The organism is Amycolatopsis sp. NPDC005961, from assembly GCF_040629235.1.
Classification (GTDB): Bacteria; Actinomycetota; Actinomycetes; order Mycobacteriales; family Pseudonocardiaceae; genus Amycolatopsis; species Amycolatopsis camponoti.
Genome location: NZ_JBEXVF010000068.1, coordinates 25,932 through 50,656, shown reverse-complemented (window position 1 = coordinate 50,656; position 24,725 = coordinate 25,932). Strand labels below are relative to the sequence as shown.

Sequence of the window (24,725 nt, the reverse complement as noted above, 5' to 3'; positions counted from 1 at the left end):
GGACTTCGCCGGCCACCTGCGGGACGCGCTGGACACGGCCGAGCTCCTCGGCGTCGTCGCGCACGGCGCTGCCACCGCGCCTCAGACCCGCCGGCGGTAGGCCCAGGTGGCCAGCGGGAAGAACACGATCACGGCACCGGCCATCCAGGCGAGCGCTCCGGCCAGCGGACCGGCGACGGCGCCGCCGTTCATCAGGCCGCGCAGCGCGTTCGCCATCAGGCTCACCGGGCTGATGTCCGCCCACGCCTTCAACCAGCCCGGCATGGTGCTGGTGCTGACGAACACGTTGCTGCCGAACGTCAGCGGCATGATGAAGACGAACATCAGCGCCGTCGCCGCGCCCGGTGACTTCATCACCATGCCGACGAACACCGAGCCCCAGCAGAAGCACAGCCCGAACGCCAGCGCGAGCAGGATCGCCACGGCGAACTCGCCGGGGCTGGTGGCGATCCGGTAGCCCATGATCGTCGCCACGACCATCAGCACGGTCAGGCAGACCACGTAGCGGACGATGTCGGCCAGCACCGCGCCGATCAGCGGTGCCGACCGGGCGATCGGCATGCTGCGGAACCGGTCGAAGACGCCCTTGGTGATGTCGGTGTTGAGGTTCGTGCCGACCGTGAGGCAGGCCTGCAGGATGTTCATCACCATGATGCCCGGCACGACCATCTGCAGGTACGCGTCGGTCGACCCGGACAGCGCGCCACCGAACAGGTAGACGAACATGACCAGGAAGATGATCGGCATCAGCGTGACGTCGGCCAGCTGTTCCGGGTTCTTGCGGATCTTCAGGACACCGCGCCAGGCCAGCGAAAGCGCGTGCTGGAAACCCTTGGCGGGGCTGATGTGCCGCGGCGGGGCCGGGCGGTCGAGCGCCAGCGTCGTCATGCCAGGCTCCCTTCGAGGTCGCGGGTGGTGTCTTCGGTCGGTTCGTCGGCGGTGTGCCCGGTCAGGGCGAGGAACACCTCGTCGAGGCTGGGCAGCCGCAGCGCCAGCTCGTCCGCGGTGATCCCGGCTTCGTCCAGCTTGCGGACCAGGGTGGACAGCAGCACCGGGTCGTTGACCGGCGCGGTCAGCAGCCCGCTGGCGTCGTCCCGGGTCGGCTTGACGCCGGACAGGTCGCCGAGGATCCGGTGGACGGCGTCCATGTCGGACAGCTGGGTCGGCCGGACCTGCAGCGTCTGCCCGCCGACGCGGCGCTTGAGCTCGTCGGCGCGGCCGTCGGCCACGACGCGGCCGTGGTCGAACACGGTGATCTTGTCGGCCAGCTGGTCGGCCTCTTCGAGGTACTGCGTGGTCAGCAGCACCGTCGCGCCCTCGGCGACGAGGTTGCGGACGACGTCCCAGACCTCGTTGCGGGCGTGCGGGTCGAGCCCGGTGGTGGGCTCGTCGAGGTAGAGCACCTCGGGCCGGCCGACGAGGCTGGCGGCCAGGTCGATCCGCCGCCGCATGCCGCCCGAGTACGTCCGGATCGGCCGCTTGGCCGCGGGCGTCAGCTCGAACCGCTCGATCAGCTCGGTGGCCCGCGTCTTGGCGTGGGCCCGGGACAGGCCGTAGAGCCGGCCGATGAGCATCAGGTTCTCGATGCCGTTGAGGTCCTCGTCGACCGAGGCGTACTGCCCGGTCAGCCCGATCAGGCTGCGGACCCGCACCGGGTCGGTGACGACGTCGAAGCCCCCGACGGTGGCTCTGCCGGAGTCGGGTTTCATCAACGTCGCCAGGATGCGGATCGCGGTCGTCTTGCCCGCGCCGTTGGGCCCGAGCACCCCGACCACCTGGCCGTAGGGAACCTCGAGGTCCACCCCGTCGAGCGCCTTGGTGTCCCCGAAGTGTTTGACCAGGCCCTCGGCCTGGATCGCGTGCGACATGGGCGTTCCTCCTTCGCTGTCGCTGGTGAGCTTCACTGTGGCCGGGGCCGCTGGCAGCGCACGCACAGCGCGCTGGCAGCGGCTGGCAGGCGCTGGTGGAGATCTTGTGGAGGAGTTGTCGGCGCCCGGGCCGGGTGGCGGGCACGTCGGCATACTCGGCACATGACCGTTGCGGAAGAGACGCGGGTCCGGCGGAAGAACCCGCTGGTCACGGCCCTGTTGGTGGTGCCGCTGGTACTGCTGGCGGCCTTGGTCGCGCTGCGCCTGATCGGCTACGACGGCGACTGGTACACGCTTGTCGCGTTGGCGCTGACGCCGTACGTGGCGGCCGCGGGTGCGCTGCTCGGCGGGCTCGCGCTGGCGCTGCGGCGCTGGTGGGTCGGCGGGACCGCGCTGGTGCTGGCCATCGCGCTGGCCGTCCTCGTGCTGCCGCGGCTGGCGGCGAGCGACCAGCGTGAGGTGCACGGAAAGACACTGCGCGTGCTCGCGTCGAACCTGCTCTACGGCCAGGCGGACCCGAAGGCGGTCGTCGACCTGGTGCGCGAGCAGCGGATCGACGTGCTGAACCTCGTCGAGCTGACGCCTCGCGCGGTCGACGGCCTGACCGCGGCCGGGCTGTTCCAGGCCCTCCCGTACCGGGTGCTGCACCCGGCGCCGGGCGCGTTCGGCTCGGGGATCGTGTCGCGCTTCCCGCTGAAGGAGGTCAACCTGACGGGTGATTCGGCGGCCAAGCAGCCGGGCGCCCAGGCCGACCTCGGCGACGGCGTGGTGGCCGAGATCGTCGCGGTCCACCCGATCTCCCCGGACGTCGACACCCCGCAGTGGGAGCGGGAGATCAAGGACCTCTCCCGCGCGGCCGGCGAGCACGGCCTGCGCATCCTGGCGGGCGACTTCAACGCGACGCTGGACCACGCGGCGTTCCGCACGGTGCTCTCCCGCGGCTACAACGACGCGGCGGAGGAGCACGGCTCGGGGTTGACGCCGACGTGGCCGTCGTCGTCGCCGGTGGTGACGATCGACCACGTGGTGGTCGACAACCGGGCCGCGGTCCAGGACTACCGGGTGTTCGACGTCGCGGGCAGCGACCACCGGGCGGTGTTCGCCGAAGTCCGCCTGCCGTGACGCCGTTCCTGGCAGGGTGACCGGTATGCGAAGACTCGTGCTCGCCCTCGTCCTGCTGGTCGCCGCCTGCGGGCAGTCCACCGCGGCCCCGGCGGACGACGGCCCGAAGAGCGCACTCGGGTTCGCGGCGCACGCGGGAGCGGTGGAGTTCCCGTCCGACACCGACTGGATCCCCACGACCGGCGGGCTGAACGCCCTGGTCCCGCTGAACAGCTGTGTGCTCGGCATCGGCGACTACGCGACCGGCAACCGCATGCTCAACGCGAACTGGACCGGCGACGCGGACTGCACGACGTTGCGGATCGGCCCGATCGGCGGCGGCCTGCCGGCGGTGGCCGCGGTGGCGGGTCCGGACGGCTCGGTGCTCGGGGCCGGCGCGAAGTTCTCGCACCGGGACGCCGGCGGCACCGTGACCGAGCTCGGTGAGCTGCGCGGCCGGCGGGAGGTGCGGGGGTTGGCGCGTTCGGGCGGCAACCTGGTGGCGGTCGGGACGGCGTTCCTGGACGGGCAGACGACCCGGCCGGTGGCCTGGGTGTCGGACGACGGAGGTAAGACGGAACGCACGGTCGTCATGCCGCTCGCCGAGGGGGTGACCGGGGCGAACGGGCCGTGGTCGGTGGCGGCCGCCGGGCCGGAGCTGCTCGCGGCCGGTTATTCGAACCCGCGGCTGCAGCTCTGGGCCTCGCACGACGGCGGCGGCAGCTGGACGGTGTCGGAGCTCGCGACGCCGTCGGACGAGACACTCGTGTACGGGATCCTGCCGGTCGCCGGGCAGTGGCTGCTCTACGGCGAGACCACGAACGGCTACACGCAGAAGCCTTTCGTGGTCACCGGGAAGCCGGGCTCATGGTCCACAGTGGACGTTCCGGGGCCCGGCGGGATCGTGGCGGGCACGCTGGACGGGCGCGGCACCCTCGTGCTGGCCGGCCGGACCCTCGAACCGAACCGCGGCAACCAGCGCCCGCGCTCCTGCTCGGCCGTGCTGGCGCGCGACGGTCAGGGCTGGCAGCGCGGCGAGCTGGGCTGCGCGGAGTGGCCGGTGCGGGTGGCCACGACACTGGCCGACGGCCGGGTCATGCTCGCCGGGAACCGCGACCTGTGGCTGCGGCCAGCGCGGTGAGCGTTTCCAGCGCCCCGGCCGCGATCGACACCCCGCGGCCGTGGCGGATCTCCGGCTCCCGCGGGTTGATGCGGATCAGCGCGCCGCTCGCCGCGCTCGCCAGTTCGGCGTAGCGGCGGACCGTCGGCACCGCCTGGCCCGCGCCCAGCTCCACCACCACGAGGTCACGCGCGGTCCGGCGCCACGCCGTCAGCTCGTCGAGCTGGGCCTGGCTGCGGTCCGGGACCCAGTCGAAGTCGCCGAACATGAGGATGTTGGGGCGCGCGAGCCCGCCGCACCGCGGGCACGACGGCAACGGCGGCACGGCTCGCAGGGTTTCGGTGTCCAGCACGACGTCGACGTCGGCGGGCCAGATGTCCGACGTGCACCCGGAAAGGCACTGCAGGTGGTGGATCGAGCCGTGCGCCTCGGCGACGTGCTCGAAGCCCGCCTTCTGGAACTGGCCGTCCACATTGGACGTGAAGACGCGCACGGACGGGGTGAAGCCGAGCAGCAGCCGGAAACCCTCGTGCGGCACGGTCTTGCGATAAAGCGAAAGCCGGTGGCCGTAGAAGCCCCAGGCCAGCTCGGGGTCGTCGGCGAAGTGCCGCGGGTCGGCCAGCTCCTCGAACCGCAGGCCGAGTCGGGCGTACGGCGGGTACGCGCGCCAGAACCCCTCGCCGCCGCGGAAGTCCGGCAGCCCGGAGTCGACGCCCATCCCGGCGCCGGCGCAGATCAGCAGCGCGCCGGCGCCGTCCAGGAGCTCCGCGGCCCGCCCGAGAGCGTCACTCACCCGGCTGCGAACCGAGGACGACCTCGAACTCGAGCAGGTTCGCCCCGGTGGACACGGGCTTGGCGCGCTCACCCGAGTGCGCCGCCGCGGCCGGGCCGCCCTTCGCCCACGCCTGGTACGCCTCCTCGGTCTCCCACTTCGTGTAGACGAAGTAGCGCGTCTCGCCGGAAACCGGGCGCAGCAGCTCGAACCCGAGGAAGCCCGGCTGCTGGTCGACGGAGTGCATCCGCGCCGCGAACCGCTTCTCCAGCTCGGCGCCGGCGCCTTCGGGGACCTCGATCGCGTTGATCTTCACGACACTCATGGGTCCCAGAGTAGTTGGCCTGGCACTGTGACCCGTGCCACTGTGGAGGGCATGGGGAGTACTGAGCGCGACCTCGCGACCGACCTCGCCCGGATCATCCGCGCGACCGCCGACGAGGTCGCGGACGGCCAGGGTAACGAGCTGACCGAGCGGGTGACCGGCCACCTGGGGGCACCGCTGCCGGAGGTGGTGGTCGTGACCCGGAACTGGCCGATGTGGGAGCACGCCAACATCCAGCGGGGAGTCGACGCCTACCTCGCCGAGCACGGCACGGCCGTGGGCTGGTTCGGCATCGCGGGCGGCCAGCGCACGCACGAGGACCTGATCGGGATGCTCGCCACCGCGCGCAGCAAGGGGATGTACGACCTCGGCTCGGTGGACTACACCACCACGGCGACCGGCCCGCACGACGCGACCGAAGCCGTTCAGCTGGGGCTGGTCGGCACGAGCGCGCCGGACGGTGAGCCGGTGCTGCTCGCCATTCGCGGGGCGACCCCGCAGTGGGGGCTCGAGCAGTGCCGGCTGGAGGTCCTCGCGACGTCTCGCGCGATCGCCACCGAAGTGCGCGACCGCGTCGAGCGGTTGATGGCCGAGCACGACCTCCTGCGGGGGCAGGTGGTGGCCTTCGGCACCAGTGAGCACCGCGCGAACGAGCTGCTGACGTTCCTCCCGCGGCCGGCGTTGACCGGCGAGGAGGTCGTGCTGCCGGACGGCGTGCTCGACGCGATCGAGCGGCACACGGTCGGCATCGCGGAACACGGCGAGCGGCTGCTGGCCGCGGGGCAGCACCTCAAGCGTGGCCTGCTGCTGCACGGCCCGCCCGGAACCGGCAAGACGCACACGGTCCGCTACCTGATGGGCCGCCTGCCGGACACGACGGTGATCATCCTGACCGGCACGGCGATGCGGTTCGTGGGCAAGGCCGCGGAGCTGGCCCGCCGGCTGCAGCCGAGCGTGGTCGTGCTGGAGGACGTCGACCTGATCGCGCAGGACCGCAGTTACGGACCGATGGTCCAGCCCCTGCTGTTCACGTTGCTCGACGCGATGGACGGCGTGGGCGGCGACGCGGACGTGACGTTCCTGTTGACGACCAACCGGGCGGGCGAGCTGGAGAAGGCGCTGGCCGACCGCCCGGGCCGGGTGGATCTGGCGGTGGAGATCCCATTGCCGGACGCGGCCGGTCGCGAGGCGCTGCTCCGGCTGTACGCACGGGGGTTGAAGCTGACGGCGGACCTGACCCCGATCGTGGCGGCGACGGAGGGGGTGACGGCGTCGTTCGCGAAGGAGCTGCTGAGGCGGGCATCGCTGCTGGCACTGGCTTCCCGCCCGGAGGAGGACGTCGTCGTGGGCGACGAGGAGCTGGGGACGGCGCTGCGGGAGATGCAGGAAGCGCACAGCGCCTTGACGCGGTCGTTGCTGGGCAGCTCAGCTGCGCAGTGACCCCGGGAAGAGGTCCGCGTCCGCGGGGAGTTTCGTCCCCCGGAACCACTCGTCGAAGAACGCCTTCAAGTTCTGCCCGCTGACCTGCGTGGCCATCTTCTCGAAGTCCGCCCACGACGCGTTTCCGTGGCGGTAGCGGGACGGCCACTCGTGCAGGAGGCGGTCGAACGCCGGGTCGCCGATCTGGCGGCGCAGGGCGTGCAGCGCCAGGATTCCCTTGTTGTACACGCCCTCGAACTCGTGGCCCTGGCCCATGCCGACCAGCTTCTGGCCCCAGAAGTCCGTGCTGCCGCGGGTGATCTCGATCGCCGCGCGGTAGCGGTCGTCCAGGCTCTGGCCCTCGCGCTCGGCCCACAGCCACTGCGCGTACGACGCGAAGCACTCGTTCAGGCAGATGTCCGACCAGCTCTTCAACGACACCGAGTCGCCGAACCACTCGTGCGCGTTCTCGTGGACCAGCGTCGGCAGGTCGGCCCACTTCGCGTACGTCGGGCGGGTTTGCGTCTCCAAGGAAAAATGGACGTCCTCGTTCAGGAAGATCCCGCCGGCCGCCGACTGCGGGTACGGCCCGAACTTGCCGCTCAGGAAGCCGAGCACCTCCGGGAGGCGGTCGCCGATCGCGCGGCGGTCCTCGGTGCCGGGCGCGTACCCCGTGACGACCGGGGTCCCGTCCGGCAATGTCGACCTGTCGACACTGAACTTGCCGATCGAGATCGTCGTCAGGTAGCTCGCCACCGGGTTCGGCTCGGTCCACGTCCCCGGCGGGCCCTCGCGGCCGTTCGAAAGCACCGTCCAGCCGGCCGGGACGTGCGCGGTGAGTGTGAACGTCGCCTTGTCGCGCGGGGTCTCGTTCACGGGGTACCAAAACGCCGCCGAATGCGGCTCGCCGACCATGTACGCGCCGCCGTCGGCCGAGTGCTGCCAGCCGTTCTCGCTGCCGCCGTCGTGCGGGGTCTTCGCCGGGTCGCCGCCGTAGCGGACGCGCGTGCGGAACGTCGTCCCCGCGCGGATCGGCGCCGCCGGCGTGATGACCAGCTCGAACGCCTTCTCGCGGGTGAAGCGGGCCGGCTGCCCGTCGACCTCGACGCTGTGGACGTCGAGCCCGCGCAGGTCGAGGTCGAACCGGCCGAGGTCTTCGGTGGCTTTCGCGGTGACCGTCGTGTCTCCGTCGAGGTGGCCGCTCGGCGGGTCGTAGGTCGCGTCGACGTGGTAGTCCAGTGCGTCGTAACCGCCGTTGCCGTCGTCCGGGTAATACGGATCACCGGCGCCCGGCGCCCCCGCCACCGGGTGTATGGGAGCAGGCGGTGGCGGCGCCGTGACGGCGTCACCGCTGCAGGCCGCGGCGACGATCACCGCGGCGCAGACGGCGAGGGCAGCGAGTCGGCGGCGCATGCCCACCACCATAGGTGATGGATTGCGATCACTTGGTCACGTTCCGCACCTGCGGTTTTGTGGTTAGGTGACCGCGTGCTCTGTTTCGGCGGCACCGGCGTGCCGATCGTTCTGCTCCACGGACTGATGGGCCGCGCGCGGACTTGGTCGCGCGTCGCGGAGTGGCTCCGGCCCTACGGCGCGGTGTACGGCCTCGACGCCCGCGGCCACGGCAGCGCGCCGCGCGTCGGGCCCTGGACGACCGAGCGGTTCACCGACGACGTCGCCGACGCGCTGCGGACGCTCGACGCCGGCCCGGCGGTGCTCATCGGGCACTCGATGGGTGGCCTGCACGCGTGGACGACCGCCGCGAAGTACCCGGAGCTCGTGCGCGCGGTCGTGTCCGAGGACTTCGCGCCGGACCAGCGCGGCCGGACCGTCGAGACGTGGCGCGGGTACTTCGAGAGCTGGCCGGTGCCGTTCAAGTCTCTCGACCACGTCCGCGAGTTCTTCGGCGCCGCGGGCGACTACTTCGCCGACTGCGTCGAGGAGCGCGAGGACGGCTTCCACCTCGTCGCCGACCTCGAAGACCTCTACGTCATCGCCGCCGAATGGGGCCGCCGCGACTACTGGGACGTCGTGGCCGCGATCCGCTGCCCGCTGCTGCTGGTCGAGGGCGAGCACACGGCGATGCCCGCCGGTCAGCAAGCCGAAGTCGCGGCCCGGGTCCCGGGGGCGAAGCACCTGGTGGTCCCGGGATCGGCCCACCTGCCGCACGACGAAGCCCCGGAGATCTACCGGGGTGCCGTCGAAGCCTTCCTGAGCCAGGTCCTGGCTCGCTAGGCGCGAGACAGGTCGGCTCGCCAGGCGGCCGTGGAGCGGTCGGACGGGACGATCAGCGGCCAGACGTCCGCGCCGAGGAAGCCGGTCTCGTCCGCCGCCTTCGTCGCGGTGCACGTGTGGCGCGGCAGCCCGGCCTGAACGGACAAAGCGGCCACGGCGTCCTTTGTGGACTTACCGAACACGCCGTCGGTCGGCACGTCGTACCCGGACGCGCGCAGGAACCGCTGGGCCTGCTGCACCTGACGGCCCGTGTCGCCCGGCTTGAGCAGCGGCCACTCGGCCTCGGCGCGCGCCACCGGGACGCCGAGGACGCGGCCCACCGCCGTCCGCAGCTCCGGCAGCCGGTTGTACAGCACCTGGCCCGGGCACTCGGTCGAGTTGAAGTCGCGGTGGCCCTTGATGAACTCGGGCGCGATGCCGTACTGGTGCGCGATGTAGGCGACCAGGTTCACCAGCGAGTTCCACAGCGCCGGCGGCACGTCCACCGTGCTGTACAGGCCCTCGTTCTCGATGCCGATGACCTCGCTGTTGTGGTTGCCGACGTTCGCGCCCTGGACGTGCTGGGTGCCGCCGCGCAGGATTTCCAGGCTGCGGTGCCTGCCTTCGGTGACGTACCCGCCGCGGCTGTTCGTGAACTGCTGGCCGCTGTCGATCCAGCCGTTCTTGTCCATGTGCAGGTCCTGGATGAACCTCGCGACGTAGAACGCGCGAGCCAGGGAGAAGTCGTTGTTCATCGGCGGATCGACGGCATGGTGCACGACGATGTACGTCGGCTTGTGGTTCTCCACCACGATCGGGCCGGTGGCGGGCCGCGCGCCCCACTCGGACGTCGGGTGGATCGTCGGCGTCGGCACGGCCGCCGAGGCCGTACCCGTGGTCGTCATCCCCAGTGCGCCGGCCGCGGTCGCGGTCGCCCCCGCCTTGAGCAGGGTCCGGCGGTCTACGTGGACCATCCGGAAAAGGTAGCTCCGCAGCGCGCCGATGACAACTATTGACCAACTTTTGTTGTAGCGCGTTAGTGTTCGCCCGGCAGTGCGAAGAGCCCGCCGCTGGTCTGTTCGAGCAGGCCGTCGGCGAGCAGGGAGTCCAGGCAGCGGTCGCGCTGGCCGCCGTCGTGCCACACGAGGTCGAGCCGGGCCTTCTCCACCGGGCCCTCGGAACCGCGCAGGACGTCGAGCAGCAGCCCGCGGACCTGGCGGTCGGTGCCGGCGAACTTCTGCACGGGCTTGGCCGGGCCGGCGTACTCGGGGCGGCCGGCGAGCTGCCACGCGCATTCGTCGTAGACCGGGCAGTCCGCGCACCGCGGGCTTCGCGCGGTGCAGATCAGCGCGCCGAGCTCCATGATCGCCGCGGAGAACTTCGCGGCGGGCGCGTCTTCGGCGGGCAGCAGGGCCTCGACGTCGTTCATGTCCCGCGTGTTCGACGCGGGACCGGCGTCCCCGGCCCCGTGTACGGCCCGCGCGACGACGCGCCGCACGTTCGTGTCGACGACCGGCGCACGCCGCCCGTAGGCGAACGCGGCGACCGCGCGCGCGGTGTAGGCGCCGATCCCGGGCAGCGCGAGCAGGGTGTCCACATCGGACGGAACGACGTCCCCGTGGTCGCGCGCGATCACCCCGGCGGCTTCGTGCAGCCGCAGGGCGCGCCGCGGGTAGCCGAGCTTGCCCCAGGCCCGCACGACCTCGCCCTGCGACGACGCGGCCAGCGCGGACGGAACCGGCCACCGCGCCATCCATTCGTGCCAGATCGGCTGCACGCGCGCGACCGGCGTCTGCTGCAGCATGATCTCGCTGACGAGCACGCCCCAGGCCGAGCATTCCGGCTCGCGCCAGGGCAGGTCCCGGCCGTGCGCGGAAAACCAGTCGAGCAGTACGTCAGCGTCCACAGCCACGCCGGGAGGCTACTTCGCGTGCTTCGGCAGCTCGCGGGCGACCTCGTCCGGCGACGGCATTTCCGCAATCTCCGCGGCGAGTGCGCGGGCCGCGTCGCGGCACGCCGACGCCTTCCGGGCCTGGTCGGTGACGGCGTCCGCGCTCAGTTCGCCGGGCAGCAAGCGCACCGCGGCACCGGCGGTCAGGAGCGCGTCGGCGTTCGCGAACTGGTCGGCGCCTTGGGGCAGGACCAGCTGCGGGACGCCGGCGGCGAGCGCGCCGACCGTGGTGCCGCTGCCGCCGTGGTGCACGACGAGGTCGGCGTGGTGGATGGCCGCCGCCTGCGGCACCCAGGCCCGAGCGGTGACGTGGGGCGGCAGCGCGCCGAGGGTCACCCCGCCGGTGGCCACCACGACGTGCGTGCCGAGCGCGGCCAGCCCCTCGATCGCCGTCTGAAGCACTTCCGGGGTGCCGAACGCGGTGCCGAGCGTCAGGTAGATCAAAGGGCGCCGGAAGTCACCCGGCTCGGCGAAGGGCACCGGACGCAGGGCGATCCGCTCGGCCGTCGCGAGGAAGTCCTTGTCCTGCAGGGACGGCGGGCAGATGTCCAGGTGTGTCCCGCCTGCCGGGCGTTCGAGTCCGATCCCTTCGGGGAACAGCCTGCCGAACCCGTGCCACAGGGCGGGGATCCCGGCCCGCCGCGCGGCGACGGCCACCTCCGGGACGCCCCACCCGTGCACGACGAGATCGGGCCGCAGCCGCTTCAGGTCCGGCTCGAGGTCTTCTGCGTAGATCTCGTAGAACGAGTCCGCGGACCGGAACGGGCTGAGCCCGAGCCGGTCCAGCGGCGCGTGGACGTGCTCGCCGGCGGCGAAGTGCACCTCATGCCCGGCGTCCCGCGCCGCGACCGCGAGCGGGACCATCGGGTAGGCGTGGCCGGCCGACGCGAGCGCCGCGAAGAGGACGCGCACGGGCTACTTGACCTCGGTGAGCTTCCCCGTCTTGACGTCGTAGACGAAGCCGCGGACGTTCTCCGTGTGCGGCAGGTAAGCGCTCCGCCGCACCCGCTCCACCGACGTCCGCACGCTGTTCTCCACGTTGCGGAACGCCTCGACCGCCCACGTCGGCCGCAAGCCGGTGGCTTCCTCGAGCTCGTCCTTGAAGTCGTCCTCGGTGACCATCGACAAGCCGCACTCGGTGTGCTGGACGATCAGGACCTCGCGCGTGCCCAGCTTGCGCTGGGAGAGGGCCAGCGAGCGGATCATGTCGTCGGTCACCACGCCGCCCGCGTTGCGCAGGACGTGCGACTCACCCTGCAGCAGCCCGAAGAGCTCGAACACCCGGATCCGGGCGTCCATGCAGGTCAGGACGGCGACCTGCAGCGACGGCTTGGCCGACGACCGGTCGCCCGGCGTCACTTCGCCCAGTTCCTGGTTGCGCTTGAGCAGTACGTCGATCGAGGTCATCGGTCACCTTCCGGCCAGTGGCCCCGCCACGCGGGCTTGCCACTCCATTTGACCTGGTGAGTACCCCTTCGGGCAATGCACTACGAGCTATGTCACGGGTCAGCCCCCGAACCAGGGCTCCTCGACCGTCCTAGGGGGTGCCGACGTGCGTCCGATGCGCAGCTCGGTCGGCAGCGTGATGACCTTCGGCGCGCTTCGCTCGCCCGAGCTGAGCAGCAGCCGGCCCGCCGTCTTGCCCTTCTCGAGCACCGGCTGGTGCACGGTGGTGAGCCCGATCCGCTCGGCCTCCGAGATGCCGTCGAAACCGGTGACGGTCAGGTCCTGCGGCACCCGCAGCCCCCGCCGGTCGGCCTCGGCCATGGCGCCGAGCGCGAGGATGTCCGAGGTGCAGATCACGGCCGTGATCTGCGGGTACGCGTCCAGGAGCTGGCGGGCCGCGGACGCGCCGTCGTCCACCGTGTGGTCGAAGCGCTCGACCACCGGGACGCCGGCCCAGTCGACGCCGGCCGCCGAAAACGCCACCGCGAGAGCCTCGAGCCGGGTGCGCTGGACGTGGAAGTGCGCGCCGCTCTGGCGCGCCGGGGAGACGAAGTCGTCGTTGCGCTCGCGGGCCAGCCGCATGCAGATCACGCCGACCTGCCGGTGGCCGAGGCCGACCAGGTGCTCGGCGATCTTGCCGACGGCGGCGGCGTCGTCCGGGCCGACGCGGTCGATGCCCTCGATGCTCGGCTGGTCGATGATCACCGTCGGCACCGGGCGCTCCAGCACGGCGGCCAGGCTCGGGTCGTCGTCCGGCACGGAGTAGACGACGAAGCCGTCGACGCCCGCGCGGTGCACCGCGGCGACGTCCTCGCGGCCCGGGCTCGCCGGCACCAGGTGGAGGCCGACACCGGCGTCTTCGCAGGCCAGGGCCAGTCCTTCGAGCACGCCGACGGCGGCGGGGTCGCGGAAAGCGTAAGAGAGGTTCTCGGTGAGCAGCAGCCCGACCGCACCGGCCCGGCGGGTGCGCAGCGAGCGGGCGACGGGGTCGGGACCGGGGTAGCCGAGGCGGCGGGCGGTCTCGAGGACGCGGCGCCGCAGTTCAGGGGACAGCTGGTCCGGCCGGTTGTAGGCGTTGGACACCGTGGTCCTGGACACACCGAGCTCCGCCGCGAGCGACGCCAGCGTCGCCTGCCTCCGGGTGCGAATAGGACGTCCCATCAGCAAACCGTAACGGTTCAGAAGGAATTCATGAAGAGACACCCCGGGTGGTCGATGTCTCGATCCGCATGCACGAAGACGCATACACCAAACCGAGCGCGGATGGCCAGGAAGTCATCCGGATGGGGTAAGGTGAATCTGACAACGGTTTCCATTAGCGTCTGCAGGAGTCCTTGAGATGAGTTCCCGCCGCACCAGGAGCGTGCTCGCCGCCGCTTCGGCCCTGTCCGTGCTCGTCCTGGCCGGGTGCTCCGGTGGAACGTCCGGCTCCGACGGTGGCTCGCAGTCCGGCGGCTCGGGGAAGATCAAGGTCGTCGCCTCGACGGACGTCTGGGGCAGCGTCGTGAACGCCGTCGGCGGCGACAAGGTGGAGGTCAGGTCGATCATCCACGACCCGTCGGCCGACCCGCACTCCTACGAGACGACGGCTGACGACGCGCTGGCGGCGAAGGACGCGAAGCTGCTGCTGTCCAACGGCGGCGGCTACGACGAGTTCTTCGACAAGCTGACCGCGCAGGCCGGCGACGCGAAGAAGCTCGTCGCCTACGACATCGCCGCGACCGGCGACGAAAACGAGCACGTCTGGTACGACCTGCCCGGTGTCGACAAGGTCGCCGACCAGGTCGCGGCGCAGCTCGGGGAGCTGGAGCCGGCGTCGAAGCAGGCGTTCGCCGACAACGCGACGGCGTTCAAGGCGAAGGTCGACGCGCTGGAGAAGCGCCTCGGCGAGCTGGGCGCGTCGCACCCGGGCACGAAGGTCGTCGTCACCGAGCCGGTGGCGCACTACCTGCTCGAGAGCGCGAAGCTGACGGACGCGACGCCGAAGGCCTTCTCGGACGCCGTCGAGAACGACACCGACGTCCCGGCCGGCGCGGTCAACGAGTACAAGCAGCTCATCGCCACCAAGCAGGTGAAGGCGCTGATCAACAACGCGCAGACGGTCACGCCGCTGACCCAGGACGTCGTCGGCCAGGCGAAGGCCGCCGGGATCGGCGTCGTCGACGTGACCGAGACGCTGCCGCAGGGTGTGACCGACTACATTGGCTGGATGACCGGGGAAGTAGACGCGCTGGCAGGAGCGTTGAAGTAGCCATGCCTCCTCTCTCCGTCTCCGACGACGTACGCCCCGCGGTCCGGGTCCGCGGGGCGGGGCTCGCGTTCGGTCCCCGGACCCTCTGGTCGGGGCTGGACCTCGTCGTCGAGCCGGGCGAGTTCCTCGCCGTGCTCGGCCCCAACGGCTCCGGCAAGAGCAGCCTGCTCAAGGCGCTGCTCGGCATGCAGGGCCTGTCGGCGGGCACGGTCGAGATCGCCGGCGGCCGCCCGGGCGGCGCGAACCGCAAGGTGGGCTACATCCCGCAGCAGCGCGCGATCGACGAGTCGCTGACGCTGCGCGGCGTCGACCTGGTCGGGCTGGGCCTCGACGGCCACCGCTGGGGCCCCGGCCTGTTCGGCATGGCCGCGCGTCGCCGCCGCGTTTCCGAGGCCATCGAAGCGGTGGGTGCGACGAGGTACGCGAAGCAGCCCGTCGGGCGGTTGTCCGGCGGCGAGCAGCAGCGGCTGCGGGTGGCGCAGGCCCTGGTCGGCGACCCCGAGGTGCTGCTCTGCGACGAGCCGCTGCTGTCTTTGGACCTGGCGCACCAGCGCGCGATCAGCGAGCTGATCGACTCCCGGCGGCGCACGGCCGGCACGGCGGTGCTGTTCGTGACGCACGAGATCAACCCGGTGCTGCCGTTCGTCGACCGGGTGCTGTACCTGGTCAACGGCTCGTTCCGGATCGGCAAGCCGGACGAGGTCATGACCACCGGCACGCTGTCGGAGCTGTACGGCACCCGCGTCGAGGTGCTGAAGGTGGGCGGGCAGATCCACATCGCGGGCGCGCAGAGCGCGTTGTGCGAGGACGAGCCGCACCACCACGAACACGACCTCGAAGAACAAGTGGGCTGAGTCTTGGACCTGTTCGACTTCGGCAAGACGTGGGAGCTGATCACCGAGCTGGACGGCGTCCAGACGGCGCTGCTCGCGGCGGCGATCCTCGGCCTGGTGGCGGGGGTGCTCGGTCCGCTGATCGTGATGCGGCGGATGTCGTTCGCGGTGCACGGGACGTCCGAGCTGGCGTTCACCGGCGGCGCGGCGGCCCTGCTGCTCGGCATCGGCGTCGAGTACGGCGCCCTGATCGGCGCGGTGGTGGCGGCCCTGCTGCTGGGCATCCTCGGCGCGCGTGACGCCGACCGCGACTCGGTGATCGGCGTGATCCTGTCGTTCGGGCTCGGCATGGGCGTGCTGTTCCTGTCGTTCTACAAAGGACGGTCCGGGAACAAGTTCGGCATTCTCACGGGCCAGATCATCACGATCGACTCGACGAACCTGACGTTGTTCGTGGTGTCGTCGGTGGTGGTGCTGGCGGTGCTGGCGCTGGTGTACCGGCCGTTGCTGTTCGCTTCGGTGGACCGGAACGTGGCGGTGGCGCGTGGGGTGCCCGTCAAGACGCTGACCGTGGTGTTCGCGCTGCTGGTGGGTGTTTCGACCGCGTTGAGCGTGAAGGTGGTCGGCTCGCTGCTGGTGGTGGCGCTGATGGTGACGCCCGCCGCGGCGGCCGCGCGCGTGACGGCGTCACCGTGGAAGGCGACGGTGCTGTCGGTGGTGTTCGCCGAGGTGGCGGCGATCGGCGGGATCGTGCTGTCGCTGGCCCCGGGGCTGCCGGTGAGCGCGTTCGTGACGGCGATTTCGTTCTTGATCTACGTGATCTGCCGGGTGATCGCCTGGCAGCGCGACCGCCGGACCCGGGTCCGCACGGTGGACCCGGCCCCGGACCTCGTCGCGGCTTGAGCTACTGCACCTGGAGCGTGTCGCTGATCGCCCACGCGGACGAGTTCGGGTAGCCGACGGACTGGTAGGCGGCCCTGGCGCGGGTCCGCCAGCAGGCGTTGCTCGGCGTCTGCCGGACCGAATGGGGCGAGACGTAGAAGCTCGGGATGGGTGTGCACTGGGTGTAGCCGCCGGACTTGTAGAAGCCGATGTTGACCTCGGTCACCGCCCAGGTGACGTCGGTGGCGTTGCCGAAGTGGACGGTGAAGTACACCTCGTTGTTGTCCGCCCAGGCGCAGGACTGCCAATAAAGACCGTGGTTCGAGGGCACGTACTGGTAGCCGCTGCACACGTGCCCGAACTGCTCCGGGGGCACGATGACGTCGGCGGACGCGACACCCGCACCCGCGAACAGGCCGGTGAGCGAAAGAACGACCGCGGTGACGAACCGTTTCATGAGTTCCCCTCTGCTTGCCCTGATCGGCCGGACGGCCGCCCCAGGACACGCGCGAACTCCGGCGCCGGGTTAGGCGCGCCGCCGCCGTCACCCGGTCAGCCGAGCATCAGCAGGACCTGCAGCTCCCCGACCACGAACCCGATCACCCCGCCGACCGCGATCAGCTTCCACTCGTCCTGCCGGAACGCCGGCCGCAGGAGTCCCTCGAACTCCAGCGGCGTCAACGCCAGCATCCGCTGCTCGATCATCTTCGCGACGTCCATCGCCTCGGTCAGGTACCCCTCGGCGTACCGGGCCGTGTCCGGCAGCTGCTCCAGCGCCTTCCGCGCCGCCGCGTGCTTCATCTCCCGCAGCCGCGTGCCGCCCACCGCGAAGGACAACGGCATCTGCCTGTCCACCGCCGAGGACACCATCTGCTCCACCAGCGCCGCCAGCCGGTCGGCGCGGGGGCCGCGCAGCACCGCGTCCAGCAGGTTCTGGACCGTCAGGACCTCGGTCGCGATCAGCTCGCCGTACTGGCGCGCCACCTCCGCGCGCCGGCGCTGGAACTTGCCCTGGAAGATCACGCGCCCCACGCGGACCGGCTCGCGGGGGACGAAGATCAGCTTGATCGCCAGCCAGTCCGTGCACAGCCCGATCACGCCGCCGAACGCCGGGAGCACCCACGGCTCGCGCGTGAACGCCCACACGATCGTCTGCACCAGGCCGAGCCCGAAGCCGAAGTAGATGCCCATCCGCGCGATGAACGCCATCTCCGGGCGGGACGTCTCGCGGATCAGCCGGACCAGCAGCGCCTTGTCCCGCGTCAGCCGTTGGACCGTCATGTGCTGGACGTCGAGGACCTCGTCGAGGTTCTCGCGGACGTCGTCGAGGAACTCGCGCACCAGCTTCGGCGCCGACGCCTGGACCTGCTTGATCAGCATCTCCTGGGCCAGCGTCGGCATGACCTCCCACAGTCGCGGGTGGTGCTCGGCGAGCACGTCGCGCGCGATGTGGTCGACCGCGCGCAGCAGCGGCTGTTCCAGCTCGCTGGTGATGATCACCGGGTCGATCCGGCCGAAGACCTCGCGCAGGTCCAGCAGGTTCGCCGTCAGCAGCTCGGTCGCGACGGCCGCCATCCGCCCACCGTGCTTCGGGACGACGCCCTGCCAGCCCAGCAACGGCGGGATCCCGATGAAGTCCAGCGGCCGGAACATCATCTCGATGGCGACGCGCTTGGTGACGTAGCCGATCAGCGCCGCGATGAACGGCATCGCCGCGTACAGCGGCCAGTGCAGGGCGAGGTCGTGCAGGACAGCGTCCACCCAGACCTCCCTCGCACACCCGAGAACGGAACCGTACCGGCTACCCGAGCAGCGCGAGCACCTGCAACTCGCCGACGAGCCCGCCGATCACCGCGCCGACCGCGATGAGCTTCCACTCGTCCTGCCGGAACGCCGGCCGCAGCAGCTGCTCGAACTCCAGCGCGCTCAGCTTCTTCATCCGGTTGACGATCGTGTTCCGCACGTCGAGCGCGTTGATCGCGTAGTTCTCGGCGTACCGGATCGTCTCCGGGACGCGCTCCGCGGCCTTCGCCGCCGCCGTCTGCTTCATCTCCTGGAACTTCCGCGTCCCGACGGCGATGGCGACGAACGGCTTGACGACGCTCGCCTGCGCGTCGATCGTCTTCTGCACCTCGCGGGTGATCATCGCGAACAGCTTGTCGGACTTCGGCCCGCGCAGCACCGCTTCCAGCAGGTGGGGAATGGTGATGATCTCGCGCGCGATCATGTCGCCGTAGTCGGCGGCGACCTGGTCGCGGCGCTTCTGGAAGATGCCCTGCCAGGTGTAGAGCCCGAAGAACCGGCGCGGCTCGCGCGGCAGGAAGATCATCTTCAGGGCCAGCCAGTCGGTGAGCCAGCCGATGCCGAGGCCGAACAGCGGCAGCACGATCGGCGACTTCGTCAGCGCCCACACCACGAGCTGCACGCAGCCGAGGACGAACCCGAACCCGATCCCGGAGCGGGCGATGAACCGCATCTCGGGGCGGGAGATGTCGCGGATCAGCCGGTTCAGCAGCGCCTTGTCGCGGACGAGGTTCGTCACGACCATGTGCTGGAGGTCGAGGACGTCCTCGATGTTGTCGGCGATCTCCCGCATGATCTTGGTGATCGCCTTCGGCGCCTCGGCCTGGACGCGCTTGAGCAGCAGCTGCTGAGCGCCGTTCGGCAGCACCTCCCACAGCCGCGGCTGGTAGGTCTCCATGACTTCGCGGGTGACCTCCTCGACGACCCGCAGCAGCGGCTGCTCGATCTCCTTCGCGACCTGCTCCGGGTCGAGCCGGGCGAAGATCTCCTTGGGGTCGACGAGGTTCGTCGTCAGCATCGTGGTGGCCGTCGCGGCCATGCGTTCGGCGTTCGCCGGCAGCACACCCTGCCAGCCGAGGAACGGCTTGACGCCGACGAACTCCACCGGCTTGAACATCATCTCGATGGCGACGCGCTTGGTGACGTAGCCGATCAGCGCCGCGATGAACGGCATGGTGACGTACACCTGCCAGTGCGTGCCGAAGTCCACCCGCGCACGCTATCGGCCCGTGATCAGTGCAGCAGGAGCAGCACCTGGAGTTCACCCACCAGCCCGCCGATCACCGCGCCGACCGCGATGAGCTTCCATTCGTCCTGCTTGAAGGCCGGACGCAGGATGCCTTCGAACTCGAGCGGCGTCAGCTGCTGCATCTTTTCGACGATCGTGTTGCGGACGTCGAGCGCGCCGGTCGCGTAGCTCTCGACGTGTTTCACCGTTTCGGGGAGGTAGGCGATGGCCTTCTCGGCGGCCGCGCGCTTCATCTCCTGGTACTGCTTGCCGCCCATGGTCAGCGCGACCAGCGGCTTGGCGATGCTCGCCTGCGCGTCGATCGTGCGCTGCACCTCGCGGGTGACCAGTGCGAACAGCTTGTCCGCGCGCGGCCCGGTGAGCACGGCCTCCATCACGTTCCGCACGGTCAGGACCTCGTCGGCGATCAGCGCGCCGTAGTCGGCGGCGACCTCCTGACGGCGTTTCTGGAACATGCCCTGCCAGCGGAAGAAGCCGAACCCGCGGGGCTCGCGCGGGTAGAAGATCATCTTGAGGGCCAGCCAGTCCGTGACGAAGCCCGTGACGAAACCGAAGATCGGCATGATCAGCGGCTCCTTCGTCAGCGCCCAGGCGACGAACTGGACGAGCCCGATCACGAACCCGAACCAGATGCCCGAGCGCGCGATGAACTTGAACTCGGGCGCGGCGACCTCGCGGATCAGCCGACACGTCAGCGACTTGTCGCGGACCATCGCGCCGATCAGCATGTCGTTGACGTCGAGGACGTCGTCGATGTTGGTCGAGACCTCCCGCAGCAGCCGCTTGACGACTTCGGGGGCCTGCGCGCGGACCTGGTCGACGAGCATGCGCTGCGCTCGCGCGGGCAGCAGCTCCCAGAGCCGTGGCTGGTAGGTCTCCATGACCTCCCGCGTGACGTCTTCGACGGCCTTGAGCAGGGGCGCTTCGAGCTCTTTGACCATTTCCTCCGGATCGAGCCGCGAGAAGATCTCCTGCGGGTCGACGAGGTTGCGGGTCAGCAGATCGACGGCGGTGGTGGCCATCCGCCGCGCGTTCGCCGGGATCACGCCCTGCCAGCCGAGGAACGGCCTGATGCCGCGGAACTCGAGGGGCCGGAACATCATCTCGATGGCGACGCGCTTGGTGAGGTAGCCGATCAGGGCGGCGATGAGCGGCATGGTGGCGTAGACGTGCCAGTGCTCGCCGATGTCCGCGAGGACTGCCTGTATGTCCACAGTGGCCTCCTCGCGTCAACCGCTGGTCAACGGACGTCAGGATGCCATGTGTTACCGGGGGTTCCCAAATTCGTGATGCATCCGTTTGGCGGTACGTCCTGAAGGTCCCTTGCTCATTAAGGTGGCCCGATGGTCGCGCCCGAGAAGCCCCACTCCGCCCCGAAGACCGCCCAGTTCGCCGTGGGTGTCCGCGGCTACAACCAGCGTCAGGTCGACGAACGCGTCGCCGAGCTGAACAAGAACCTGCGTGAGACGTCCCGCAGCCGCGACGAAGCCGTCGCGACGTCGTCGGACCTCTCCAAGGCTCTCGCGTACGCGCAGAAGGAGCTGGCCGAGACGAAGGCCGCCCTGGCCAGGATGAGCTCGAGCCCGTCCGGCGCCGGCGCCATGGCCGAGCGCGTCCGGATGATGATGCAGCTGGCCGAGGAGGAGATCGCCGACCTCCGCTCGGCGGCCGAGGCGGACGCGGCGTCGACCCGCGACCAGGCCGACAAGTACGCGCACGAGACCCGCCGCACGGCCGACAAGCTGGCGAAGGACGCGGAGGAAGAGCGCGCGCGCCTGCGGTCCGAGGCGAAGGGCGAGATCGAGAAGCTGAACGCGGCGGCGGGCGCGAAGAGGGTCGAGCTGGCGGCGGCGGCCGAGCGGGCGCGCAAGGAAGCGGACGCGGCGGCGGAGGCCGCGGCGGCGGAGGCTCGCGCCGCGGCGGACCGCAAGGCCGCGGAGGAGCTGGCCGCGCGGAAGAAGGCGTTCGACGAGGAAAACGCCCGGAAGAAGCAGGAGACCGAGGCGGCGCTGGCGTCGGCTCGCTCGCAGCAGGCGACGGCGGATCAGAACCGGAAGCTGGCGCTGGACCTGCGGACGAAGGTCGCCGAGCGCATCGCGGCGACGGACGTGGCGGTCCAGGAGGCCATGCGGCTGCTGGCGCCGGTGGAGGAAGCTCCCGCCACCGCGAACGGGGACCGGAAGCCGACGCCGGCTCCGGCGTCAGCCCCTGCCCCGGCCGCGAAGGCTCCGGCTCCGGCTCCGGCCGCACCTGCCGCCTCGGCGAAAGGCTGAGTTATCCACATCGGGTCCGGTTGTCCACAGATTTCCGGTGCGGCCGTTTTAGCAGGTCAGAAGCGATAGACTGGACAGGGGACGCCCCCCAGGGAAGGGCGGGGCGTGTCCTGGTCGGGCCCGAGGTGGCCGAAGCCAATGGGTGGCTGGCAGTCTGCAGGGCATGATCCTCGAGACCGAGCGGGCCGCCGTCTGCGCCTATGCGCGCCGGATGGTCGGGGACGGCCTGGTCGTCGGTACCTCCGGGAACGTCTCCGTGCGGGCCGGGGATCTCGTCGCCGTCACCCCGACCGGCGTGCCCTACTCCAGCATGAACCCGGCCGATGTCGTCGTCGTCGATCTCGGGGGCCAGGTCGTCGACGGCTCGCTCACGCCGACCAGCGAGCTGCCCGTGCACCTGTCCGTCTACTGGGACGTGCGCGATCCCGACCGCGAGCCCGTCACCGCCGTCGTCCACACGCACTCGCCGCACGCCACCGCCGTCTCGACGCTCGTGCGCGAGGTGCCGCCGATCCACTACATCGTCGCCACGATCGGCCCCTCGGTGCGCGTCGCGCGCTACGCCACCTACGGCACCCCCGAGCTCGCGGCGGCCGTCCTCGAGGCCCTGGAGGGGCGCCGCGGCTGCCTGATGGCCAACCACGGCACCCTCACCTACGGCGACGGCCTCGAAGCCGCCTACCACCGGGCCCAGCAGCTCGAGTGGGCCTGCCGGGTGTGGCTGCTCGCGCAGAGCGCCGGCCGGCCGAGCCTGCTGCCGCCGCCCGAGGTGGCCAAGGTCGTCGACCGGCTGCGCGGCTACGGCCAGAACTAGGACGCCATCGCGTCGACGGCGTGGACCGCTTCCAGCAGCTCCGCCACCGTCGGGTCGTCGACCGCCTCCTTGATGCACTGCCACAGCTGGAGGTTCGCCGTCGCCCAGCGCGAGTACGTCGCCGCCGCCTCGGGGTTGTAGAAGTAGAACCCCTCGTCGTGGACGTCGCACTGCTCGCCGACGATCTTGTGCGCCAGCTCGCGCAGGCTCAGCCCGTTCTCGCGCAGGTACCGGTGCGCGAGCACCACCGGCGTCACCGGCAGCGCCTTGAACAGCGTGTCCGCGTCGCTCAGGGCCTGCGCCTCCAGCGAAATGTCGCGGCCGCGGGTGGCCATTTCGGCTTCGTCGACGATCGCGTCGATCCACCGCGCAATTCGCGGGGGGACCTCGCACTCCGCGAGGATCTCCAGCCGCAGGCTCCGGCCCGCCGCCGCGGGCGAGTTGCGGAGCACCAGGTAGTTGACGTCGTGCACCAGTGCCGCGACCTCGACGACGGCGCGGTCCGCCCCGTTGTGCTCGGCGAAACCGGCCGCCTTCGCGCGGACGAAGCTCACGTGGTGCCAGCCGTGGAACTGCAGCCGTTCGGCATATCGGCGGCACAGCCGGTGAACCCGGTTTTCGACGGCGTCGATGATCACATGGTCGATCGTGCTTTCCTGCGTGCGCATACACCTCTCCGATCCCGGCCGTGGTGTTCAGACGGGTGGAGTAATGGTAAGCGCCGCTGACGCCGGTGTGTAGCTAGATGCGGTCGGCCAATTCCCCCAATCGGACCTCTACCGGAACGTGACGATGGCCGATTCCCGTGGCGGGATCGAAAGAAAGGCTGAAACTGCTCACCGGGCGTGATTTCACGAGGAAAGTCATCGTGCCGTCGGCCGCTTCGGGGATGCGGTGGAACTCGTCGGCCAGCATGGTGATGCTGGTGCCGGCCCGGCACACGGTGCTGCGCCGCCGTCGCGCGGAACTGATCAAGCCGGTGCCGGCTTCGATCGTCGTCTCGTACCTCTCGTGGCGGTAGTCACCCCGGAGAATGGTGGTGCAGAAGTGGTACCTGTGGTTGTGCACGGAATCCGCGTACCCCTCCCGCCAGTCCTCCTGCGCCTTGTATTCGTGCAGCCAGAAGGAAAACGGGTCGGACGGCGAATCGAGCAGGCACCAGGCGAAGTGGGTCGTCGTTTCCCGGGACGAGCGCAGCACTTTCCCGGCTTCCGCGGTGGACAGCGCGCGAAGCTGCGAGCGCAGTTCCTCGCGCAGGCCGGACTGGGCGGCCCACGGGCGGAACCACTCGTCGACGGCGCGCCAGTCCGCGGCGAGCGGGTACCGGGCCGTTCGCAGGCGCGTGGCCAGTTCGGACAGGGGGGACAGGCGGGTGAGCAAGGTCAGCTCCCTAGCTCGGCGACTTCGGAGAACTCCGCGCGGAAGGCGTGGAACTTGCTTTCCAGCTCGTGGAACTGCTCCTCGGACAAGGGGGATCCGGTGATCTTTTCGAACAGCGCCAGGAAATCCGTCCGCGTGGTGGCGGACGTGATGCGGAAGTGGCGGCCGGTCCGGGACTGCGAGACGCGCACGAACTCGGCGCGCTCCATGTTGTAGAGGAAGGAACCTTCGGTGAACCGCAGGGTCCGCGGGTACAGCTTCGTGGCGCCGCGGACGTCGCTGTAGAGCGACACCCACACGCTGTCGTCGAACATCTCGAGCCGGTCCAGTGGCGGGTCGGCGACCACGGTGATGTCGACCTGCGCGCAGCGGCTGCGCGCCAGGAAGAGGCCGACGAGCCCGATCCGGATCTCTTCGTCGAGCCGGGTCTGGATCTGCTCGGAGTCGACGTCGCCGGCTTCGCGGCGCAGCAGGTAGCGGGCGCGCCCGCTGATCGCGCTGGCGTCACGCGGATCGGCGATGACGGCCCGCAGTTCGCGTTCCGTGCGGGAAAGCAGCAGGCGGGCGGCCGCGTGCCGCCCCGAGAAGCCGCGGAAGAAGTACTGCCGGGTCGCGTTGAGGTCGGCCATCAGCGCTCGGTTGAACGCGGGATCAGGGTCGGTGGTCGCCTCGAACACGTCGGTGGGGAAGAACTCCTTGTTCAGCGCGCGGTATTCGGAGCTCAGGTCCTCCAGCGCGCGCCGGCTTTCTTCGATCACCGGGGTCACCAGCGCCTTCTGCGAAGCGCTGGCGGTGATCAGGGTGGTGCCGAACCCCACGATCGCGGAGATCAGGGTGCCGGTGCCCAGCGACGTCACCAGGTTCTTCCCGGTGCCGGGGTCCATCAGGCCGGCGAGCCACAGGCTGAGGCCGGCGACGACGACGAGCACCGTGAGGAGCAAGCTCGTCCTGGTCCAGAAGATCTCCTGCAGTGGGGTACGGCGGCGGGATCCGCCTTCCGCGGCCACTTGCTTCACCTCCCTCG

26 protein-coding genes are annotated in these 24,725 nt (G+C 70.6%); 9 read left to right on the top strand and 17 right to left on the bottom strand.

Annotated features, from left to right (window positions below; all coding sequences use genetic code 11):
• Positions 1–81: 81 nt before the first annotated feature.
• Entirely contained in the window at positions 82–888 is an 807-nt protein-coding gene (locus ABZ342_RS39615) for an ABC transporter permease (protein ID WP_155547757.1), read from the bottom strand.
• On the bottom strand, positions 885–1,868 hold the full coding sequence (locus tag ABZ342_RS39610) for an ATP-binding cassette domain-containing protein (RefSeq protein WP_360484464.1): 984 nt from the start codon (positions 1,866–1,868) through the stop codon (positions 885–887). Before ABZ342_RS39610 ends, ABZ342_RS39615 begins: the two co-directional genes overlap by 4 nt.
• A 162-nt stretch (positions 1,869–2,030) precedes the next feature.
• Between ABZ342_RS39610 and ABZ342_RS39605 the strand changes: the two genes are divergently transcribed.
• Together ABZ342_RS39605 and ABZ342_RS39600 are read left to right on the top strand one after the other, a co-directional pair.
• Positions 2,031–2,990, top strand: coding sequence for an endonuclease/exonuclease/phosphatase family protein (locus tag ABZ342_RS39605; RefSeq protein WP_155547755.1), 960 nt, complete (start codon positions 2,031–2,033; stop codon positions 2,988–2,990).
• 25 nt (positions 2,991–3,015) lie between these two features.
• Positions 3,016–4,110 (top strand): hypothetical protein, encoded by a 1,095-nt coding sequence (locus ABZ342_RS39600; protein WP_360484460.1) that lies wholly within the window; start codon positions 3,016–3,018, stop codon positions 4,108–4,110.
• Here the strand turns inward: ABZ342_RS39600 and ABZ342_RS39595 are convergent.
• Positions 4,064–4,882, bottom strand: a complete 819-nt coding sequence (locus ABZ342_RS39595) for a Sir2 family NAD-dependent protein deacetylase (RefSeq protein WP_360484457.1) — start codon at positions 4,880–4,882, stop codon at positions 4,064–4,066. The genes ABZ342_RS39600 and ABZ342_RS39595 overlap by 47 nt on opposite strands.
• Positions 4,875–5,186 carry an antibiotic biosynthesis monooxygenase gene (locus ABZ342_RS39590; RefSeq protein ID WP_155547752.1) on the bottom strand — a complete coding sequence of 104 codons (312 nt, stop codon included), beginning with the start codon at positions 5,184–5,186 and terminating at the stop codon, positions 4,875–4,877. Before ABZ342_RS39590 ends, ABZ342_RS39595 begins: the two co-directional genes overlap by 8 nt.
• 51 nt (positions 5,187–5,237) lie before the next feature.
• Here ABZ342_RS39590 and ABZ342_RS39585 point away from each other — a divergent pair, with 51 nt between their 5' ends.
• The gene (locus tag ABZ342_RS39585; RefSeq protein ID WP_360484453.1) at positions 5,238–6,626 is read left to right on the top strand and encodes an AAA family ATPase; all 1,389 of its coding nucleotides are present in this window, start codon (positions 5,238–5,240) and stop codon (positions 6,624–6,626) included.
• Here ABZ342_RS39585 and ABZ342_RS39580 read toward each other — a convergent pair.
• On the bottom strand, positions 6,612–8,018 hold the full coding sequence (locus ABZ342_RS39580) for a M1 family metallopeptidase (RefSeq protein ID WP_360484450.1): 1,407 nt from the start codon (positions 8,016–8,018) through the stop codon (positions 6,612–6,614). The two genes, ABZ342_RS39585 and ABZ342_RS39580, sit on opposite strands and share 15 nt — an antisense overlap.
• A gap of 75 nt (positions 8,019–8,093) precedes the next feature.
• On the opposite strand from ABZ342_RS39580, the gene ABZ342_RS39575 reads away from it, so the two are divergent.
• The gene (locus ABZ342_RS39575; protein WP_360484447.1) at positions 8,094–8,840 is read left to right on the top strand and encodes an alpha/beta hydrolase; all 747 of its coding nucleotides are present in this window, start codon (positions 8,094–8,096) and stop codon (positions 8,838–8,840) included.
• Here ABZ342_RS39575 and ABZ342_RS39570 read toward each other — a convergent pair.
• The 5 genes from ABZ342_RS39570 to ABZ342_RS39550 all read right to left on the bottom strand — a co-directional run bounded on the left by ABZ342_RS39570 (position 8,837) and on the right by ABZ342_RS39550 (position 13,377).
• Positions 8,837–9,793 (bottom strand): N-acetylmuramoyl-L-alanine amidase, encoded by a 957-nt coding sequence (locus tag ABZ342_RS39570; protein WP_360484444.1) that lies wholly within the window; start codon positions 9,791–9,793, stop codon positions 8,837–8,839. The genes ABZ342_RS39575 and ABZ342_RS39570 overlap by 4 nt on opposite strands.
• 62 nt (positions 9,794–9,855) lie before the next feature.
• Positions 9,856–10,731 carry an A/G-specific adenine glycosylase gene (locus tag ABZ342_RS39565; RefSeq protein WP_155547746.1) on the bottom strand — a complete coding sequence of 292 codons (876 nt, stop codon included), beginning with the start codon at positions 10,729–10,731 and terminating at the stop codon, positions 9,856–9,858.
• Between the two features lie 9 nt (positions 10,732–10,740).
• Positions 10,741–11,682: a glycosyltransferase gene (locus ABZ342_RS39560; protein ID WP_360484441.1), complete on the bottom strand. Its 942-nt coding sequence runs from the start codon at positions 11,680–11,682 to the stop codon at positions 10,741–10,743.
• Between the two features lie 3 nt (positions 11,683–11,685).
• Positions 11,686–12,177, bottom strand: coding sequence for a carbonic anhydrase (locus tag ABZ342_RS39555; RefSeq protein ID WP_360484438.1), 492 nt, complete (start codon positions 12,175–12,177; stop codon positions 11,686–11,688).
• A gap of 99 nt (positions 12,178–12,276) precedes the next feature.
• Positions 12,277–13,377 (bottom strand): LacI family DNA-binding transcriptional regulator, encoded by a 1,101-nt coding sequence (locus tag ABZ342_RS39550; protein WP_155547743.1) that lies wholly within the window; start codon positions 13,375–13,377, stop codon positions 12,277–12,279.
• A gap of 178 nt (positions 13,378–13,555) precedes the next feature.
• Here ABZ342_RS39550 and ABZ342_RS39545 point away from each other — a divergent pair, with 178 nt between their 5' ends.
• Genes ABZ342_RS39545 through ABZ342_RS39535 form a run of 3 tightly spaced genes read left to right on the top strand, consistent with a single transcriptional unit; the run spans position 13,556 to position 16,203 of the window.
• The gene (locus ABZ342_RS39545; RefSeq protein ID WP_360484434.1) at positions 13,556–14,467 is read left to right on the top strand and encodes a zinc ABC transporter substrate-binding protein; all 912 of its coding nucleotides are present in this window, start codon (positions 13,556–13,558) and stop codon (positions 14,465–14,467) included.
• Positions 14,468–14,469: 2 nt separating this feature from the next.
• Positions 14,470–15,321 (top strand): metal ABC transporter ATP-binding protein, encoded by an 852-nt coding sequence (locus tag ABZ342_RS39540; protein ID WP_360484431.1) that lies wholly within the window; start codon positions 14,470–14,472, stop codon positions 15,319–15,321.
• Between the two features lie 3 nt (positions 15,322–15,324).
• A complete protein-coding gene (locus ABZ342_RS39535) occupies positions 15,325–16,203 on the top strand; it encodes a metal ABC transporter permease (RefSeq protein ID WP_360484428.1) in 879 nt (292 codons plus the stop codon).
• Between the two features lies 1 nt (position 16,204).
• Here the strand turns inward: ABZ342_RS39535 and ABZ342_RS39530 are convergent, their stop codons facing one another.
• The 4 genes from ABZ342_RS39530 to ABZ342_RS39515 form a co-directional block, all read right to left on the bottom strand.
• Positions 16,205–16,639, bottom strand: a complete 435-nt coding sequence (locus ABZ342_RS39530; protein ID WP_360484425.1) for a hypothetical protein — start codon at positions 16,637–16,639, stop codon at positions 16,205–16,207.
• A 95-nt stretch (positions 16,640–16,734) separates the two neighbouring features.
• A complete protein-coding gene (locus ABZ342_RS39525) occupies positions 16,735–17,943 on the bottom strand; it encodes a DUF445 domain-containing protein (protein ID WP_360484422.1) in 1,209 nt (402 codons plus the stop codon).
• A 40-nt stretch (positions 17,944–17,983) separates the two neighbouring features.
• A complete protein-coding gene (locus ABZ342_RS39520) occupies positions 17,984–19,159 on the bottom strand; it encodes a DUF445 family protein (RefSeq protein WP_360484471.1) in 1,176 nt (391 codons plus the stop codon).
• Positions 19,160–19,218: 59 nt separating this feature from the next.
• Entirely contained in the window at positions 19,219–20,448 is a 1,230-nt protein-coding gene (locus tag ABZ342_RS39515; protein WP_360484419.1) for a DUF445 family protein, read from the bottom strand.
• Positions 20,449–20,577: 129 nt separating this feature from the next.
• Between ABZ342_RS39515 and ABZ342_RS39510 the strand changes: the two genes are divergently transcribed.
• Entirely contained in the window at positions 20,578–21,507 is a 930-nt protein-coding gene (locus ABZ342_RS39510) for a hypothetical protein (RefSeq protein WP_360484416.1), read from the top strand.
• A 163-nt stretch (positions 21,508–21,670) separates the two neighbouring features.
• Positions 21,671–22,321, top strand: a complete 651-nt coding sequence (locus tag ABZ342_RS39505; protein ID WP_155547736.1) for a class II aldolase/adducin family protein — start codon at positions 21,671–21,673, stop codon at positions 22,319–22,321.
• Here the strand turns inward: ABZ342_RS39505 and ABZ342_RS39500 are convergent.
• From ABZ342_RS39500 to ABZ342_RS39490, 3 genes are all read right to left on the bottom strand, one after another.
• Entirely contained in the window at positions 22,318–22,989 is a 672-nt protein-coding gene (locus ABZ342_RS39500) for an HD domain-containing protein (protein WP_360484413.1), read from the bottom strand. The genes ABZ342_RS39505 and ABZ342_RS39500 overlap by 4 nt on opposite strands.
• Before the next feature lie 73 nt (positions 22,990–23,062).
• Complete coding sequence (locus ABZ342_RS39495; RefSeq protein WP_155547734.1) at positions 23,063–23,701, bottom strand: hypothetical protein; 639 nt, start codon at positions 23,699–23,701, stop codon at positions 23,063–23,065.
• Positions 23,702–23,703: 2 nt separating this feature from the next.
• Entirely contained in the window at positions 23,704–24,717 is a 1,014-nt protein-coding gene (locus ABZ342_RS39490; protein WP_196425757.1) for a hypothetical protein, read from the bottom strand.
• Between the last annotated feature and the right edge of the window lie 8 nt (positions 24,718–24,725).